Annotated in this window: 20 protein-coding genes; 17 read left to right on the forward strand and 3 right to left on the reverse strand. The window is 67.8% G+C overall.

Features of this window, described 5'->3' with window-relative positions; translation table 11 throughout:
* Positions 1–139 precede the first annotated feature (139 nt).
* From rpsR to V8246_RS15330, 3 genes are all read right to left on the reverse strand, one after another.
* A complete protein-coding gene (rpsR, locus tag V8246_RS15320; RefSeq protein ID WP_055942998.1) occupies positions 140–370 on the reverse strand; it encodes a 30S ribosomal protein S18 in 231 nt (76 codons plus the stop codon).
* 11 nt (positions 371–381) lie between these two features.
* The gene (gene rpsF / locus V8246_RS15325) at positions 382–810 is read right to left on the reverse strand and encodes a 30S ribosomal protein S6 (RefSeq protein ID WP_185896030.1); all 429 of its coding nucleotides are present in this window, start codon (positions 808–810) and stop codon (positions 382–384) included.
* Positions 811–982: 172 nt separating this feature from the next.
* Positions 983–1,321: an iron-sulfur cluster assembly accessory protein gene (locus V8246_RS15330; protein WP_253459964.1), complete on the reverse strand. Its 339-nt coding sequence runs from the start codon at positions 1,319–1,321 to the stop codon at positions 983–985.
* A 112-nt stretch (positions 1,322–1,433) separates the two neighbouring features.
* Between V8246_RS15330 and asnS the strand changes: the two genes are divergently transcribed.
* The 17 genes from asnS to V8246_RS15415 all read left to right on the forward strand — a co-directional run bounded on the left by asnS (position 1,434) and on the right by V8246_RS15415 (position 15,911).
* A complete protein-coding gene (gene asnS / locus V8246_RS15335; RefSeq protein WP_336189972.1) occupies positions 1,434–2,834 on the forward strand; it encodes an asparagine--tRNA ligase in 1,401 nt (466 codons plus the stop codon).
* A complete protein-coding gene (locus V8246_RS15340) occupies positions 2,834–3,139 on the forward strand; it encodes a hypothetical protein (RefSeq protein ID WP_336189973.1) in 306 nt (101 codons plus the stop codon). The genes asnS and V8246_RS15340 overlap by 1 nt, the downstream gene beginning before the upstream one ends.
* Complete coding sequence (locus V8246_RS15345) at positions 3,136–3,444, forward strand: hypothetical protein (protein WP_336189974.1); 309 nt, start codon at positions 3,136–3,138, stop codon at positions 3,442–3,444. The genes V8246_RS15340 and V8246_RS15345 overlap by 4 nt, the downstream gene beginning before the upstream one ends.
* Positions 3,445–3,451: 7 nt before the next feature.
* A complete protein-coding gene (locus tag V8246_RS15350; RefSeq protein ID WP_336189975.1) occupies positions 3,452–4,096 on the forward strand; it encodes an FMN-binding negative transcriptional regulator in 645 nt (214 codons plus the stop codon).
* A gap of 106 nt (positions 4,097–4,202) precedes the next feature.
* A complete protein-coding gene (locus V8246_RS15355) occupies positions 4,203–4,991 on the forward strand; it encodes an SDR family oxidoreductase (RefSeq protein WP_336189976.1) in 789 nt (262 codons plus the stop codon).
* Between the two features lie 38 nt (positions 4,992–5,029).
* A complete protein-coding gene (locus tag V8246_RS15360; RefSeq protein WP_336189977.1) occupies positions 5,030–6,451 on the forward strand; it encodes an aldehyde dehydrogenase in 1,422 nt (473 codons plus the stop codon).
* 15 nt (positions 6,452–6,466) lie between these two features.
* Complete coding sequence (gene can / locus V8246_RS15365; RefSeq protein WP_162108846.1) at positions 6,467–7,141, forward strand: carbonate dehydratase; 675 nt, start codon at positions 6,467–6,469, stop codon at positions 7,139–7,141.
* Positions 7,134–7,529, forward strand: a complete 396-nt coding sequence (locus tag V8246_RS15370; RefSeq protein WP_336189978.1) for a RidA family protein — start codon at positions 7,134–7,136, stop codon at positions 7,527–7,529. The genes can and V8246_RS15370 overlap by 8 nt, the downstream gene beginning before the upstream one ends.
* A 1-nt stretch (position 7,530) precedes the next feature.
* Positions 7,531–8,079, forward strand: a complete 549-nt coding sequence (locus V8246_RS15375; RefSeq protein ID WP_336189979.1) for a 3-hydroxyanthranilate 3,4-dioxygenase — start codon at positions 7,531–7,533, stop codon at positions 8,077–8,079.
* A gap of 44 nt (positions 8,080–8,123) precedes the next feature.
* Positions 8,124–8,765: a nucleotidyltransferase domain-containing protein gene (locus tag V8246_RS15380; protein ID WP_336189980.1), complete on the forward strand. Its 642-nt coding sequence runs from the start codon at positions 8,124–8,126 to the stop codon at positions 8,763–8,765.
* Complete coding sequence (locus V8246_RS15385; protein WP_336189981.1) at positions 8,749–9,156, forward strand: hypothetical protein; 408 nt, start codon at positions 8,749–8,751, stop codon at positions 9,154–9,156. The genes V8246_RS15380 and V8246_RS15385 overlap by 17 nt, the downstream gene beginning before the upstream one ends.
* A 79-nt stretch (positions 9,157–9,235) precedes the next feature.
* Positions 9,236–10,246, forward strand: coding sequence for an amidohydrolase family protein (locus tag V8246_RS15390; protein ID WP_336189982.1), 1,011 nt, complete (start codon positions 9,236–9,238; stop codon positions 10,244–10,246).
* A 163-nt stretch (positions 10,247–10,409) separates the two neighbouring features.
* Entirely contained in the window at positions 10,410–11,684 is a 1,275-nt protein-coding gene (gene kynU, locus V8246_RS15395) for a kynureninase (protein WP_336189984.1), read from the forward strand.
* Between the two features lie 15 nt (positions 11,685–11,699).
* The gene (locus V8246_RS15400; RefSeq protein WP_336189986.1) at positions 11,700–13,070 is read left to right on the forward strand and encodes an NAD(P)/FAD-dependent oxidoreductase; all 1,371 of its coding nucleotides are present in this window, start codon (positions 11,700–11,702) and stop codon (positions 13,068–13,070) included.
* A 99-nt stretch (positions 13,071–13,169) separates the two neighbouring features.
* Positions 13,170–14,609, forward strand: coding sequence for an exodeoxyribonuclease I (gene sbcB / locus V8246_RS15405; protein ID WP_336189987.1), 1,440 nt, complete (start codon positions 13,170–13,172; stop codon positions 14,607–14,609).
* 56 nt (positions 14,610–14,665) lie between these two features.
* Positions 14,666–15,352 (forward strand): DUF2461 domain-containing protein, encoded by a 687-nt coding sequence (locus tag V8246_RS15410; protein WP_336189988.1) that lies wholly within the window; start codon positions 14,666–14,668, stop codon positions 15,350–15,352.
* A 16-nt stretch (positions 15,353–15,368) separates the two neighbouring features.
* Entirely contained in the window at positions 15,369–15,911 is a 543-nt protein-coding gene (locus tag V8246_RS15415) for a DUF2939 domain-containing protein (RefSeq protein ID WP_336189989.1), read from the forward strand.
* Positions 15,912–15,921 lie beyond the last annotated feature (10 nt).

The following is a 15,921-nucleotide window of genomic DNA, read 5'->3' on the forward strand; positions in this document are numbered from 1 at the left end:
CGGCCGCTTTGCGGCCGCAACTGTTGCTGTCCGAATGGACGGGATTTGAAGCCAGAAGTGAGTGCGGAGGAGTGAAAAGTGAGGAAGAACACCCTCATCACTCACTCCTCGCGGCGAAGCCGCCACTCACTCCTCGCCCTCAGACGTCGTGGTTGTCCGTGTACGGGATCAGCGCCAGGAAACGGGCGCGCTTGACCGCGGTGGACAGCTGACGCTGGTAACGGGACTTGGTGCCGGTGACGCGGCTCGGCACGATCTTGCCGTTCTCGGTCAGGTACTGGCGCAGGGTGTTGAGATCCTTGTAGTCGATCTCTTTCACGCCTTCGGCGGTGAACTTGCAGAACTTGCGGCGACGGAAGAACTTGGACATAGGTGGTCTCCTCAGGCGGCTTCGGCGTTGTCGGATTCGGTCGAAGCGGCGTTGCCGGCCTCGCCTTCCTCGTCGTCACGGCGACGACGCTCGCCACGCTCGGGCTTGTCGCCCTTCTCGTCCTTGTTCTTCATGATCAGGGACTGCTCGGTGTCCGGGCCATCGCGCTTGATGACCAGGTTGCGCAGCACCGCATCGTTGAAACGGAAGCTTTCGACCAGCTCGTTCAGCACGGCCTGGTCGGCCTCGATGTTGAGCAGCACGTAGTGCGCCTTCACCAGGTTCTGGATCGGGTACGCCAGCTGGCGGCGGCCCCAGTCTTCCAGACGGTGGATCTTGCCGTTGCCGCCTTCGATCAGCGCCTTGTAGCGCTCGATCATGGCCGGCACCTGCTCGCTCTGGTCCGGATGGACCAGGAACACGACTTCATAGTGACGCATCGTTTTCACCTTTCGGATGTGGGCCCGACGGGGTATCCCGCGGGCGGAACAGCCCCCCGAACGCCCGGAACGGACGCGGTGGGGCAAGGATCCGGATGCCTGACGGGCAACCGGTAGCCGGAAAGTATGGCAGGTCAGTCACTTAGGGGCAAGTCCTGCCCCTGGACATGGATCAGGCGGCGTCCGCCGACGTGGTGAAGCTCTCGCCGCAGCCACACTCGGCCGCCGCATTGGGGTTGCGGAAGGTGAAGGTCTCGGACAGGCCCTGCTTGGCGAAATCAATCTCCGTGCCATCGACCAGCGGCAGGCTGGTCGCGTCCACGTAGATCTTCACTCCGTCGAACTCGAACACCGTGTCGCCCTCGCGTTCATCGCGCGCCAGGTCGGCCACATGCCCCCAGCCGGAACAGCCGGTACGGGTCACGCCGAACCGCAGGCCCAGGGCGCCCGGCGTCTGCGCGACGAAACGCTGCACACGTTCGAGGGCGACGGGGGTAAGGGTGATGGCCATGGGCTGCTCCTGTGCGACACCGGGAATTATAGCCGCGGGCGCACCGTCGGCCGTGCGGCTCTTGCTAAACTCCGCGTTCCATAAATATGTCTGTTACCGAAGGATTCAAGCCATGACGGTGGTGAGCGTCGAACATGCGCTGGCGGGCAAGCTCCCGGCCGGCGGCGAGGTCACGGTGCGCGGCTGGGTGCGCACGCGGCGCGATTCAAAGGCGGGCCTGTCCTTCGTCAACGTCAGCGACGGTTCGTGCTTCGCGCCCATCCAGGTGGTGGCGCCCGACTCGCTGCCCAACTACGAATCCGAGATCAAGCACCTGACCACCGGGTGCTCGGTCATCGCCACCGGCACGCTGGTGGCCTCCCAGGGCCAGGGCCAGAGCTACGAGATCCAGGCGTCTTCGATCGAGGTGGTCGGCTGGGTCGAGGACCCGCTCACCTACCCCATGCAGCCCAAACAACACTCGCTGGAGTACCTGCGCGAGTTCGCCCACCTGCGTCCGCGCACCAACCTGTTCGGTGCGGTCACCCGCATCCGCCACTGCCTGGCGCAGGCGGTTCACCGCTTCTTCCATGAGCGCGGCTTCTACTGGATCAGCACCCCGATCATCACGACCTCCGACGCCGAGGGCGCCGGGCAGATGTTCCGCGTCTCCACGTTGGACCTGGCCAACCTGCCGCGCAACGGCAAGGGGGAGGTGGACTTCTCGCGCGACTTCTTCGGCAAGGAGACCTTCCTGACCGTGTCCGGCCAGCTGAACGTGGAGGCCTACTGCCTCAGCCTCAGCAAGGTCTATACCTTCGGCCCGACCTTCCGCGCGGAGAACAGCAACACCACGCGCCACCTGGCCGAGTTCTGGATGATCGAACCCGAGATCGCATTCGCCGACCTGACAGCCGACGCCGATCTGGCCGAGGACTTCCTGAAGTACCTGTTCCGCACGGTGCTGTCGGAGCGCGCGGACGACATGGCCTTCATCGCCGAGCGCGTGCAGAAGGATGCGATCACCCGGCTGGAGTCGTTCATCAACGCGCCATTCGAGCGGATCGACTACACCGATGCGATCGACCTGCTGCAGAAGTCGGGCAAGAAGTTCGACTTCCCGGTCGAATGGGGCCTGGACCTGCAGACCGAGCACGAGCGCTGGCTGACCGAAGAGCACGTCGGCCGTCCGGTGGTGGTGATGAACTACCCCGAGCACATCAAGGCCTTCTACATGCGCCTGAACGATGACGGCCGCACCGTCGCCGCGATGGACGTGCTGGCACCGGGCATCGGCGAGATCATCGGCGGCAGCCAGCGCGAGGAGCGCCTGGACGTGCTGGATGCGCGCATGGCCCAGTTCGGCCTGGATCCGGCGCACTACCAGTGGTACCGCGACTTCCGCCGCTATGGCGGCGTGCCGCACGCCGGCTTCGGCCTGGGCTTCGAGCGGCTGGTGGTCTACGTCTGCGGGCTGTCCAACATCCGCGACGCGATCGCCTACCCGCGCGCTCCCGGCAACGCGGAGTTCTGATGCTCCTGTTCTTCGCGCTCTGCTTCGTCGGCGTGGCCATCGCAGGCTTCTGCGCCTTCGTCATCTTCTGGCCATTGACGCTGGTACACGTCCGCGACCGCCATGCGGCCCTGGGCGCGCAATGGGGCGAAGGCGCTTTCCTCAAGCCTGTCGCCCTGCGCTGGCTGCTGTCGGGCGACTACCGCCGCATCCCCGACACCTCCTTGTCTGGGCTGGCGACACCGGCACGCATCTCGCTGTGCGTGATCTTCGTCGGGCTGGCGATGGCCGGCCTGCTGGCGCTGTGGGCGGAGGCCTTCGCATGACCCCGTTTCTCCGTGAGGACTGGTACCTGGCTTCGCTCGGCCGCACGCTGATCTGGGCCCGCCTGCGCGTACTGGAAGCGGGGACCGCCGAGGTGCTGGACAGCGACGGCAACACCCTGCCCTACGACAGCGAGGACAGCGCCCGCGCAGCGTTGTTCGATGCCGAGTTCGTGGCGTTCGACGGCCTGGACGAGGACGACGCCCTGGCACGCGGCTTCTCGCTGGGCGGGGTACAGCCGCCGCAGGGCGACGACGATGCCACGCTGGTGCCGCTGATGGTGCAGTCGCTCGGCGCCCGCGCCTGACCCGGCGATGTACACGCCGCGCGCGTTTGCAGAAACCGACCTGACCGGACTCGACCGGCTCATCGAGCGCGACGCCTTCGTCACCCTGGTCACCGTGGCCGATGGGCTGCCTTTTGTCAGCCATCTGCCCGTGCTGTATGCGCGCGACGGCGACCGGATCGTGATCGAAGGGCATTGGGCCCGTCCGAATCCGCAGGCGCGCCATGCAGGGCCCGCACTGGTGATCGTGCATGGTCCGCACGCCTACCTGTCGCCGGGCTGGTACGCGGACAAGGAAGAGGCGGCCCGCGTGCCGACCTGGAATTACGCCGTCGCCCATCTGCACGGCAGGCTGGAGAGTACCGAGGACACCGATCAGCTGGCTTCGATCGTGGATCGCCTGAGCCAGGCGAACGAGGCCCGGGTCGGCAACGACTGGCGCTTCGAACACGACCGCGACGATCATGTCCGTCAGCTGCGCGGGATCATCGGATTCCGCTTCATGGTCGACCGCGTCGAGCTGAAGTTCAAGCTCAGCCAGAACCATCCGGCCGCCAATGTCGAGGGGGCCGCCGCCGCACTGCAGCGGCTCGGCGGTGAAGACAACGTGGCGGTCGCCGACCTCATGCGCGAGCGCCTGGCCCGTCGGGCAGGCGACGTGGGCGCGGCGTAGTTCGCGAAGCGGTATCCCGGCCCCGCGCCTGGATGAAGGGAGGTCATCGCGACTCCCGTCGCTGCCACAACGCTACACTCGCTTCAGTTCCGTCCTGGAGCCTCGTATGGACCTCAATCTCACCGGCCGGCATGCCCTCGTCTGCGGCGCCTCCGAAGGCATCGGCCGCGCCGCTGCCCATGAACTGGCGCTGCTGGGCGCCAGCGTCACCCTGCTGGCGCGTCGCGCCGACCTCCTGGCGGACGCGATGGCGGCCCTGCCCCGTACCCCTGGTGATCAGCACCACGACGGCATCGACGTGGACGTAGCCGACGCCGGGCCACTGCAGGCCAAGGTGTCGGCACTTGCCGCGGCCCGCCCGATCCACATCCTCGTCAACAATACCGGCGGCCCACCCGGCGGGCGCGCCATCGATGCCGTTGCCGACGACTACCTGGCCGCCTTCCACCGCCACCTGCTGGCCAACCAGTTGCTCGCGCAGTTGACGGTGCCCGGCATGAGAGCCGCCGGCTGGGGCCGCATCATCAACGTGGTCTCCACCTCGGTGAAGGAACCCATCGCCAACCTCGGCGTCTCCAACACGATCCGTGGCGCCGTCGCCAGTTGGGCCAAGACGCTATCGAAGGAACTGGGAGCCGACGGCATCACGGTCAACAACGTGCTGCCCGGTTACACGCGTACCGGGCGCCTGGAGCAGATCCTGCGCGACCGCGTGCAGGCCAGCGGCAAGGACGAAGCGGCCGTCAGTGCGGCGATGCTGGCCTCGGTGCCCGCAGGCCGTTTCGCGGAGGCCCATGAAGTGGCGGCAGCGATCGCCTTCCTCGCCACGCCTGCCGCAGGCTATATCAACGGGGTCAGCCTGGCCGTCGATGGCGGCCGCATGCAGTCCATCTGACCCCAAAGGGGCTTGCTGGCCGGGTTAAGCTAGTGGGCATGGAACGCTACGGCCACTTCATCGATGGCGAACCGCGCCCCGCAGGCGCCTGGCGTCCCGTCTTCGAGCCGGCGTCGGCCGAGGTCTACGCCGAGGTCGCCGATGGCGGCGAGACCGAGGTGCTGCAGGCCGTCGAGGCCGCAGAAGCGGCCTTTCCGTCGTGGGCTGCACTGGCGCCCAGCGCCCGCGCCCGCTGGCTGGAACGGCTGGCCGACGCGCTGGAGGCCAGGCTGGCGCTTTTCGCGGCGGCGGAGTCGCGCGATGCGGGCAAGCCGCTGGCGCTGGCGCGCGACATCGAGATTCCCAGGGCGGTCGCCAACCTGCGCTTCTTCGCGCATGCGGTCACGCAGTTCGCCAGCGAATCGCACCACGGCGAGGCCGGGCTCAATTACACGCTGCGCGCACCGCTGGGCGTGGTGGCCGCGATATCGCCGTGGAACCTGCCGCTCTACCTGTTCACCTGGAAGATCGCGCCCGCGCTGGCCGCCGGCAACACCGTGGTGGCCAAGCCTTCCGAGATCACACCCGCCACCGCGACGATGCTGGGCACGATGGCGGCTGAGATCGGCCTGCCGCGTGGCGTCCTGAACATCGTGCACGGCAGCGGGCCGGCCGTGGGCGAACCGCTGGTGCTGCATCCGGCCGTCAAGGCCGTGTCGTTCACCGGCAGCACCGCGGTGGGCCGGCGCATCGCCGGGCTGGCCGGGCCGCAGCTGAAGAAGGTCTCGCTGGAACTGGGCGGCAAGAACGCCACGCTGGTGTTCGCCAACAGCGACTGGCGCGCGCACCTGGACACCCTGCTCCGCTCCGCCTTCCAGAACGCCGGCCAGATCTGCCTGTGCGGCTCGCGACTGCTGGTGCAGCAGGCGATCTACGACGAGTTTCGCCAGGCTCTGATCGATCGCGCCAGCGCGCTGCAGGCCGGACCGCTGGACGAGCCCGCCACCCGACTGGGCGCGATGGTGTCGCAGGCGCACTTCGAGAAGGTGCTCGGCTGCATCGCCCGTGCCCGCGTCGAAGGCGGGCGCGTGCTCACCGGCGGGCACGCGCTGGACCGGCCCGGCTGGTTCATCGCGCCCACGGTGATCGAAGGGCTGGGCCCGCAGGCGGCCACCAACCGCGAGGAGATCTTCGGCCCGGTGGTGACGCTGCAGCCCTTCGAGGACGAGGCGCACGCGCTGTCGCTGGCCAATGCCGGCGACTATGGACTGGCGGCGACGGTCTGGACGCGCGACCTGGACCGCGCCCATCGCCTGGCCGCGCAACTGCGCGCCGGCATCGTCTGGATCAACACCTGGATGACCCGCGACCTGCGCACGCCGTTCGGCGGCATGGGCGCGTCCGGCCTGGGCCGCGAGGGCGGCCTGGACGCCATGCGGTTCTTCACCGAACCCAAGAACGTCTGCATCGCATTACGCTGAGGAAGAACCCACCGAATGAGCGAACTTTCCGAACTCGAGAAACTCCTGCAGAACAACCGAGACTGGGCCGACCGCATCAAGCAGGAAGACCCGGGCTTCTTCAAGCGGCTGTCGCAGCAGCAGTCCCCCCGCTATCTGTGGATCGGCTGCTCCGATTCGCGCGTGCCGGCCAACCAGATCCTCGGGCTGGACCCGGGCGAGGTCTTCGTCCATCGCAACATCGCCAACGTGATGTCGCATGGCGACCTCAACGCGCTGTCGGTGATCCAGTTCGCCGTCGACATCCTCAAGGTCGAGCACATCCTGCTGGTCGGCCACTACGGCTGCGGCGGCGTGCATGCGGCCATGACCGGCCTGCGCGTGGGCCTGGCCGACAACTGGCTGCGCCACGTGGCCGATGTGGCGATGAAGCACGCGGACCTGCTGGGGCAGGTCGATACCGAATCCCTGCGGCACGCGCGCCTGTGCGAACTGAACGTGATTGAACAGGTCTTCAACGTCTGCCAGACCACCGTCGTGCAGGATGCATGGGCACGCGGGCAGCCGCTGGCGGTCCACGGCTGGGTCTACAGCCTGTTCGACGGGCGCGTGCGGGAACTGGGCATGGATGTGGCCGCGCAGGACGAACTGCAGCCCGCCTACCAGCGCGCCCTCGCGTCGGTGCCGCCCAAGGGAAAACGCGATGAGTGAGGGCGTGCAGACCTCCGCCGCACCCCGCCCGGTCGGGCATTACCCGCATGCGCGGCAGGTCGGCGACCTGCTGTTCCTTTCGGGCATCGGTCCGCGTGATCCGGGCACCGACGCCATCCCTCCGGGCATCGAGGCGCAGACGCGCGCGGTGTTCGCCAATGTCCGGTCCGTGCTGGAGGCCAGCGGCGCCCGCTGGGATGACCTGGTGGACGTCACTGTCTACCTGACCGACATGGACGGCGACTTCAGCGGCTACAACCGCGTCTGGGCCGACCATTTCCCCGATCCCGCGGTGGCCCCATGCCGTACCACGCTGGGCATCACGGCCCTGCCCACCCCCATCGCCATCGAACTCAAGTGCGTCGCGCACGTGCCGGAGCGCCGCTGACATGCTGCCGAACCCGCTCAACCTGCAGGCCTGGATCGAGGAGCACCGTCATCTGCTGAAGCCGCCCGTCGGCAACAAGTGCATCTACGACGGGGATTTCATCGTGATGGTGGTGGGCGGCCCCAACCAGCGCACGGACTACCATTACGAAGAAGGCCCGGAGTGGTTCTACCAGCTGGAGGGCGAGATGGTGCTGCGCATCCAGGAGGATGGCGCCCCGCGCGACATCCCGCTCCGCGCCGGCGAGATCTTCCTGCTGCCCCCGCGCGTGCCGCATTCGCCGCAGCGCATGCCTGGCTCGGTCGGACTGGTGATCGAACGCAAACGCCTGCCGCACGAGGACGATGGCCTGCTCTGGTTCTGCGAGCGCTGCAACCACAAGGTGTACGAGGAATACTTCCACCTCAACGACATCGAACAGGACTTCTTCCGCGTGTTCGAAGCGTTCTACCGCAACGACGACCTGCGCACCTGCAAGGCCTGCGGCCATCTGAACCCCCGGCCGAGCCGTTACGAGATGCGGGCGGACTCGCAGGCCGACATCACCTGAGCTTGCACTTGCCCAATCTGGGCATTATCGTGCCCGATATGGGCATGAAAGACTCCCTCCGTCCCGGGAAGGTCAGCGAGGCCGCGGCGCGTTATGCCGCCGCCAGCCTGTCCGGGGCGCTGTTCACCACCACCCAGCAACGCGTCCTGGCCTGCCTGTTCGGCGAGTCAGGGCGCAGCTATGCGGTCAACGAACTCATCCAGGCCACGGGTGCCGGCAGCGGCGCCGTCCAGCGCGAGCTGGCCCGTCTGGCCGGCAGCGGCCTGCTGACCGTCGAGCATGTCGGCAACCAGAAGCGCTATCGCGCCAACCCCGACGCCCCGATCCACGACGAACTCGTCTCCATCGTCCGCAAGACCTTCGGTCTGGCCGAGCCGCTGCGCGAAGCGCTGGCACCGCTGTCCGACCGCATCCATGCCGCGTTCCTGTACGGCTCGATCGCCAAGGGCAGCGACACCGCCCGCAGCGACATCGACCTGATGGTGATTGCGGACGACTTGGCTTACGCCGAGATCATGCTGGCACTGCATCCCGTGGCGGAACGGCTGGGCCGGCCGATCAATCCCACCGTGTACGCGCACGACGAACTGCGCAGCCGCCTGGATGCCGGCAACAGCTTCGTCGGCCGGGTAATGCAACAGCCGCGGCAATGGCTGATCGGAGGCGAAGATGACCTCGCCGCTTGAGAAGCTGGCCGCCCACGGCGGCCCGCTCAGCCCGGAGCCGCCCGACAAGAAGGAAACCGCCGGCCTGCTACGCTCGGGACTGGCCCGCCTGGCCGACGCCCACAACCAGGCGCTGTCGCTGGAGAGCCGCTTTGACCTGGCGTACAACGCCGCGCACGCGATGAGCCTGGCGGCGCTGCGCCGCGCAGGCTTCCGCGCCCGCCACCGCTACATCGTCTTCCAGGTGCTGCCGCATACCCTGGGCCTGGGCCCCGAGGTGTGGCGCGTCCTGGCCAAGGCGCACGACCTGCGCAACCTGGCCGAATACGAGGGCCACGTGGACGTCGACCGACGCCTGGTCAACGATCTGATCGCCGCCTGCGAGCGCGTGTCCGACGCGCTGGAACGATGACGGCGAACGCCCTTCCAGAGACGGGTCGCGTTCGGCACCGCAGCGCGAATTCCCCGCACGTCCCCCCTACAATCCCACGATGCTGAAGATCGACACCCATGCGCACTTCCTGCCCCGCGACTGGCCCGACCTGGCCGCCAAGTACGGGGACGTGCGTTTTCCGGTAATCCATCACGGCGATGATGGTCGCCACCGCATCTACAAGGACGGCAAGTTCTTCCGCGAGATCTGGCCCAAGACCTGGGATCCGGAAGAGCGCATCGCCGATTACGCCCGCTTCGGCGTGCAGGTGCAGGTCATCAGCACCGTGCCGGTGATGTTCAGTTATTGGGCCAAACCGCACCACGCGCTGGAGCTGCACCAGGCGCTCAACGACCACACCGCCGCGGCCTGCCGCGACTATCCGCGCCACTATGCCGGCATCGGCACGGTGCCGCTGCAGTCGCCGCGCCTGGCCGTGCAGGAGCTGGAGCGCTGCATGGACCAGCTGGGCCTGCAGGGCGTGCAGATCGGCAGCCACGTCAACGACTGGAATCTGGATGCGCCCGAACTGTTCGAGTTCTTCCAGGCGGCCAGCGAGCTGGGGGCGGCCATCCTGGTGCATCCCTGGGACATGATGGGCGCGGCGTCGATGCCCAAGTACTGGTTGCCGTGGCTGGTCGGCATGCCGGCGGAGCAGTCGCGCGCGGCTTGCTGCCTGATCTTCGGCGGCGTACTGGAGCGCCTGCCGGGGTTGAAGGTCTGTTTCGCCCATGGTGGCGGCAGCTTTCCTTACACGATCGGCCGGATCGAGCACGGCTTCAACATGCGCCCGGACCTGGTGGCCACCGACAACCCCCGCAACCCGCGCGACTACCTGGGTCGCGTGTATTTCGACTCCTGGGTCGCTGATCCGCGTGCCCTGCGCTACCTGCTGGACACCGTCGGCCATGAGCGGGTAATGCTGGGCACCGATTACCCGTTCCCGCTGGGCGAACAGGAGCCTGGTGCGGGCATCGCGGCCCTCGGCCTCGACGACACGCAGCAGGCACGCCTCTATCACGGTACGGCCCTGGAATGGCTGGGCCTGCCGGCGTCGAGATTCCTATGATGGCGCTGCCTGTAGGAGCGACGTCAGTCGCGACCGTGTGGCAGGACATCGCGACGACTTTCACTTTTTCCGTGGGAAATCGGCCAATCCGATGCCATTGCTATCGACACTCTCCGGTCGCGACTGACGTCGCTCCTACAACTTACCGACCCTATCCAACCCGATGACCGACCCGCTGTCCCGCACCCACATCATCGCGCTCGACGCCGCCGACCCGCTGCGGCCGCTCCGCAACGACTTCCTGATCCCGCGCCACAAGCACAACGACCAGGTCTATTTCTGCGGCAACTCACTGGGTCTGCAACCCAAGGGGGCCCGCAGCTACATCAACGAAGTGCTGGACAAGTGGGCGAACGAGGCTGTCGAAGGCCACTTCACCGGCAGCGCGCAATGGATGACCTACCACGAACTGGTACGCGAGCCGCTGGCGCGACTGGTCGGCGCGCAGCCGGTCGAGGTGGTCGCGATGAACACGCTGACCGCCAACCTTCACCTGATGATGGTGAGCTTCTACCGGCCTACCACGGAGCGGCCGGCCATCCTGATGGAGGCCGGTGCGTTTCCCTCCGACCGGCATGCGATGGAGTCCCAGATCCGCTTCCACGGCTTCGATCCGGCGACGGACCTGATCGAAGTGGAGCCGGACCAGCAGGACGGCACGTTCTCGATGGCCGCCATCGAGCGTGCCATCGCCGAACACGGCCCGCGCCTGGCGCTGGTGCTGTGGCCCGGCATCCAGTACCGCACCGGCCAGGCGTTCGATCTGGCGGAGATCGCGCGGCTCGGCCATGCGCAGGGTGCCGTGGTCGGCGTCGACCTTGCCCACGCGGTGGGCAACCTGCCGTTGCGGCTGCACGACAGCGGGGTGGATTTCGCGGTGTGGTGCCATTACAAGTACCTCAACTCCGGTCCGGGCGCCGTCGCCGGCTGCTTCGTGCACGCGCGGCATGCGGAGACGGACCGTCCGCGTTTCGCGGGTTGGTGGGGTCATGAAAAGAACACCCGTTTCCGCATGGGGCCCGATTTCGTGCCCACGCCGGGGGCCGAAGGCTGGCAGCTGAGCAACCCGCCGATCCTGGGGCTGGCGCCTCTTCGCGCGTCGCTGGAACTGTTCGACAAGGCCGGCGGCATGGAGGCGGTGCGGGCCAAGTCGCTCAAACTGACCGGCCTGCTGGAGGCGCTGATCCGCGCACGCCTGGCCGATGTACTGCAGATCGTCACACCCGCCGATCCGGCACAGCGTGGCGCGCAGTTGTCACTGCGCGTCGCGGGCGGGCGCGACCGCGGTCGCGAACTGTTCGACTACCTGATGTCCGTCGGCGTGGTCGGCGACTGGCGCGAGCCGGACGTGATCCGCATTTCCCCTGCCCCGCTGTACAACCGCTACATGGATGTCCACCGCTTCGTCGAGGAAGTCGAGACGTGGCGGGGCTTCTGACCCGGAGGAAACATCGTGGGCACTGACGCTCGGCGACACATCACCCTCATCGGGGCTGGCCTGGCCGGCGCCCTGCTGGCCACGCTGATGGCGCGTGCGGGTTGGCGTGTCGATGTGCATGAAAAGCGCGGCGACCCGCGCGTGAAGGGCTACGAGGGCGGCCGCTCCATCAACCTGGCCCTGGCCGAACGTGGCCGCCATGCGCTGCGCATGGCCGATGCCGATACCGCCGTGATGCGCCAGGCCGTGATGATGCGCGGACGCATGGTCCACGCGCTGGACGGCCGTCAGCAGCTGCAACGCTACGGGCGCGACGATTCCGAGGTGATCTGGTCCATCCATCGGGGCGATCTGAACATCACGCTGCTGGATCTGGCCGAACAGGCCGGCGCACGCCTGCATTTCCACCACCGGCTGGAAGGCGTCGATTTCGATGCCCATGTCGCGCGCTTCGTCGATGATCGGGATGGCCGTCGCATCGAATGCGCCTTCTCCGCGCTGGTCGGCGCCGATGGCGCCGGCTCCTCGCTGCGTGCGGCGATGCAGGCACGCGAGGACCTGGGCGAGCGGACCGAGTTTCTCGACCACGCCTACAAGGAACTGGAAATCCCGCCCGCCGCGGATGGCGGCTTCATGATGGAGCCCCATGCGCTGCACATCTGGCCGCGCGGCCACTACATGTGCATCGCCCTGCCCAACGACGAACGCACCTTCACCGTCACCCTGTTCCTGCCGAACGAAGGCGACCCCAGCTTCGCCAGCGTGCGTACCGGGGCGGAGGCGAAGGCGCTGTTCCTGCGCGACTTTCCCGACGCCGTGCCACTGATTCCGGAGTTGGAACAGGATTGGGAAACCAACCCGGTCGGACTGCTCGCCACGCTGTATCTGGACCGGTGGCATCTCGGCGGCCAGGCCGTGCTGCTCGGGGACGCGGCCCACGCGATGGTGCCGTTCCACGGCCAGGGCATGAACTGTGCGTTCGAGGACTGCGTGGCCCTGGCACGCCACCTTCAGGCCACCGACGACCTGGCCACCGCCTTCGCTGCGTTCGAAGCCGAGCGCAAGCCCGATGCGCTGGCCATCCAGCAGATGGCGCTGGAGAACTACGTCGAGATGCGCGACAAGGTGGACGACCAGGGTTTCCTGCTGCAGCGCGAATTGGAACTGGCCCTGCAGCAGCGCCACCCCGGCCGCTTCGTCCCCCATTACACGATGGTCAGTTTCATGCGCATTCCGTATTCCCTGGCCAGGCACCGCAGCGAGCTGCAGCGCGACCTGCTGGTTCGCCACACGCAAGGGCGCGCGACGCTGGAGGGGCTGGACTGGGCCGCGGTGGACGCGGATGTCGTGGCCACCCTGGCCCCGCTGGAGGACATTCCGGGATGAGCACAGGCATCGCTCTCGGCAGGCATGCCGTTCTTGCAGCGATTTCCATGCGGGTCGCGCAGCACACCATGTCCACGAACCGCTGAAGGCAGGCCCGCGATGGCTGGAAGCTTCCTGTTCTACGACCTGGAGACCTTCGGCGCCGATCCGCGGCGCAGTCGCATCGCCCAGTTCGCCGCGGTGCGCACCACGCCGGCGCTGGACGTGATGGAGGAGCCGCTCAGCTTCTTCGTGCAGCCGGCGGACGACCTGCTGCCCTCGCCCATCGCCACCCTGATCACCGGCATCACGCCTCAGCGGGCGCTGCATGAAGGCGTGAACGAAGCCGAGGCCTTCGCGCGCATCGCCGACGAGATGGGCCGCCCCGAGACCTGCACCCTCGGCTACAACAGCCTGCGCTTCGACGACGAGTTCGTCCGCCACGGGCTGTTCCGGAACTTCCACGAACCCTACGAGCGCGAATGGCGCGGCGGCAACTCGCGCTGGGATCTGCTGGACGTGATGCGGCTGATGCACGCGCTGCGGCCCGACGGGATCGTCTGGCCGCGGCGGGACGACGGCGCCACCTCGTTCAGGCTCGAGCACCTGGCGCTGGCCAACCGCGTCCGCGACGGCGACGCGCACGAAGCGTTGTCGGACGTCTTCGCCACCATCGGCCTGGCCCGACTGATGCGTCAGGCGCAGCCGCGCCTGTGGGATTACGCGCTGCAGCTGCGCGACAAGCGCTTTGCCGCGCGCCTGCTGGATACCACCGCGATGCTGCCGGTCCTGCATGTTTCACAGCGCTACCCCGCCAGCCGGCTGTGCGCGGCGCCAGTGCTGCCGTTGACGCGTCATCCGCGGATCGACAACCGCGTGGTGGTGTTCGACCTGGACAGCGACCCGGCACCGCTGCTGGCGATGACGCCTGCCGACATCGCCGACCGGCTGTATACCCCGGCGGCCGACCTGCCGGAGGGCGAACAGCGCGTGCCGCTGAAGGAAGTGCACCTGAACCGATCCCCCGCCCTGGTGGCATGGTCGCACCTGCGTCCGGCGGACATGGACCGCCTGGGCATCGATCCGGCGCGCTGCGAGCGCCACGCCGCGACGCTGCGCCAGGCCGGCCCCGCCCTGGCGGAGAAGGTGCGCCAGGTGTTCGCGGGCGAACGCGCCAGCGCACCCGGCGATGTGGACGCCTCGCTGTACGACGGCTTCCTGGCCGATGCGGACAAGCGGCGCTTCACCGACGTGCGCACGACGCCCCCCGCGTTGCTGGGACAACGCGATTTCGGCTTCCGCGATGCGCGCCTGCCGGAGCTGCTGTTCCGGTACCGGGCACGCAACTGGCCCGGCACGCTGTCGGCGGACGAGCGCGATCGCTGGGATGCCTACCGTCGCGCGCGCCTTGCGACGGGCAGCGGTCTGTCGGAATACAGCTTCGAGAGCTTCGACGCCGAACTGTCGGCACTGCGCGCCAGCCACGGGGGCGATGCCGGGCGGCTGGCGCTGCTGGACAAGCTGCAGCAGTGGCGCCAGGAGCTGGAAGCGGGCCTCTAGCCGCATCGAGGACCATCCTGTCGGTCATTTGACGCCGGCCTGACTACAATCGGCACATGGCCACCTACTTCTCGGATGCCAGCTTCAAGTTCCTGCGCGGACTGGCCCGCCACAACGACAAGACCTGGTTCAACGCCCACAAGGCGCAGTACGAAGACCACGTACGCCAGCCGTTCCTGCGGCTGCTGACCGACCTGCAGCCCGACCTCGCGGCAGTCAGCCTGCACTTCCGCTCGGACCCCAAGACCGTCGGCGGCTCGCTGTTCCGCATCCATCGCGACGCCCGTTTCTCCAACGACAAATCGCCGTACAAGTCGTGGCAGGGCGCGCGCCTGTACCACGAACGCCACCGGCAGGTTCCGGCCCCCTCCTTCTACTTGCATCTGCAGCCGGGGGAGTGCTTCGTCGGTGCCGGCCTGTGGCATCCGGAACCCGAGACGCAACGCCGGGTGAGGCAATTCATCCTGGACAATCCGGGCAGCTGGAAGAAGGCCGCACACGATGCGTCCTTCCGTCGGCGCTTCGAGTTTGAGGAAAGCGAGAAGCTGGTGCGTCCGCCGCGCGGATTTCCCACCGACTTCGAGTTCATCGAGGATCTGAAGCACCGCAACTTCGTGTTCTGGCGTTCGCTCGACGATGCGACGATGACCGGGCCGCGCCTGCGGCAGACCGTGGCGGGCGACCTCAAGGCGCTGGGGCCGTTCGTGGATTACCTGTGCGCCGCGCTGGACCTGGAGTTCTGAGCCTGAGGCCCTGCCCATGAAGAAGTCGCTCGTGATCGGCCTGCTGCTTGCCGCGATCGTCGCGTTGGCCGCCTACGTCCTGGCCGGCCCTTATCTGGCCCTGCACGGCATCCGGACCGCCCTGGCCGAGCAGGACACCGCCAGGCTGGAGCGGCACGTGGATTTTCCCGCGCTGCGCGTCAACCTGCGGGCACAGGTGGAGGATCATCTCGCGCGTCAGGCCGGGCCGGACCTCTCATCCACCCTGGTCGGCGCAGCCGCGCTGTCCCTGGCCAACCAGGTGCTTGGCCGCGGCGTGGACACGCTGGTCACGCCGATGGGTATCGCGGCCGTCCTGCAGGGGCGGGCGACGTGGAAGCGCGCCATCGGCGAAACGGTGGGAGGCGACACCTATGCGCCCGCGGTGCCGGCCGATCCCTTGAAACAGGCTGAGCACCGTTACCAATCCCTCTCACGCTTCACTGCCACCGTGCACGACGAGGATGGAGATCCCGTCGTGTTCGTGCTGACCCGCCAGGGGCTGCGCTGGCGGCTGACCGACATCCGCCTGCCGCTCTGAGGCCACCCGC

The organism is Pseudoxanthomonas sp. F11 (assembly GCF_037046485.1).
In the GTDB taxonomy this organism is placed as follows: Bacteria; Pseudomonadota; Gammaproteobacteria; order Xanthomonadales; family Xanthomonadaceae; genus Pseudoxanthomonas_A.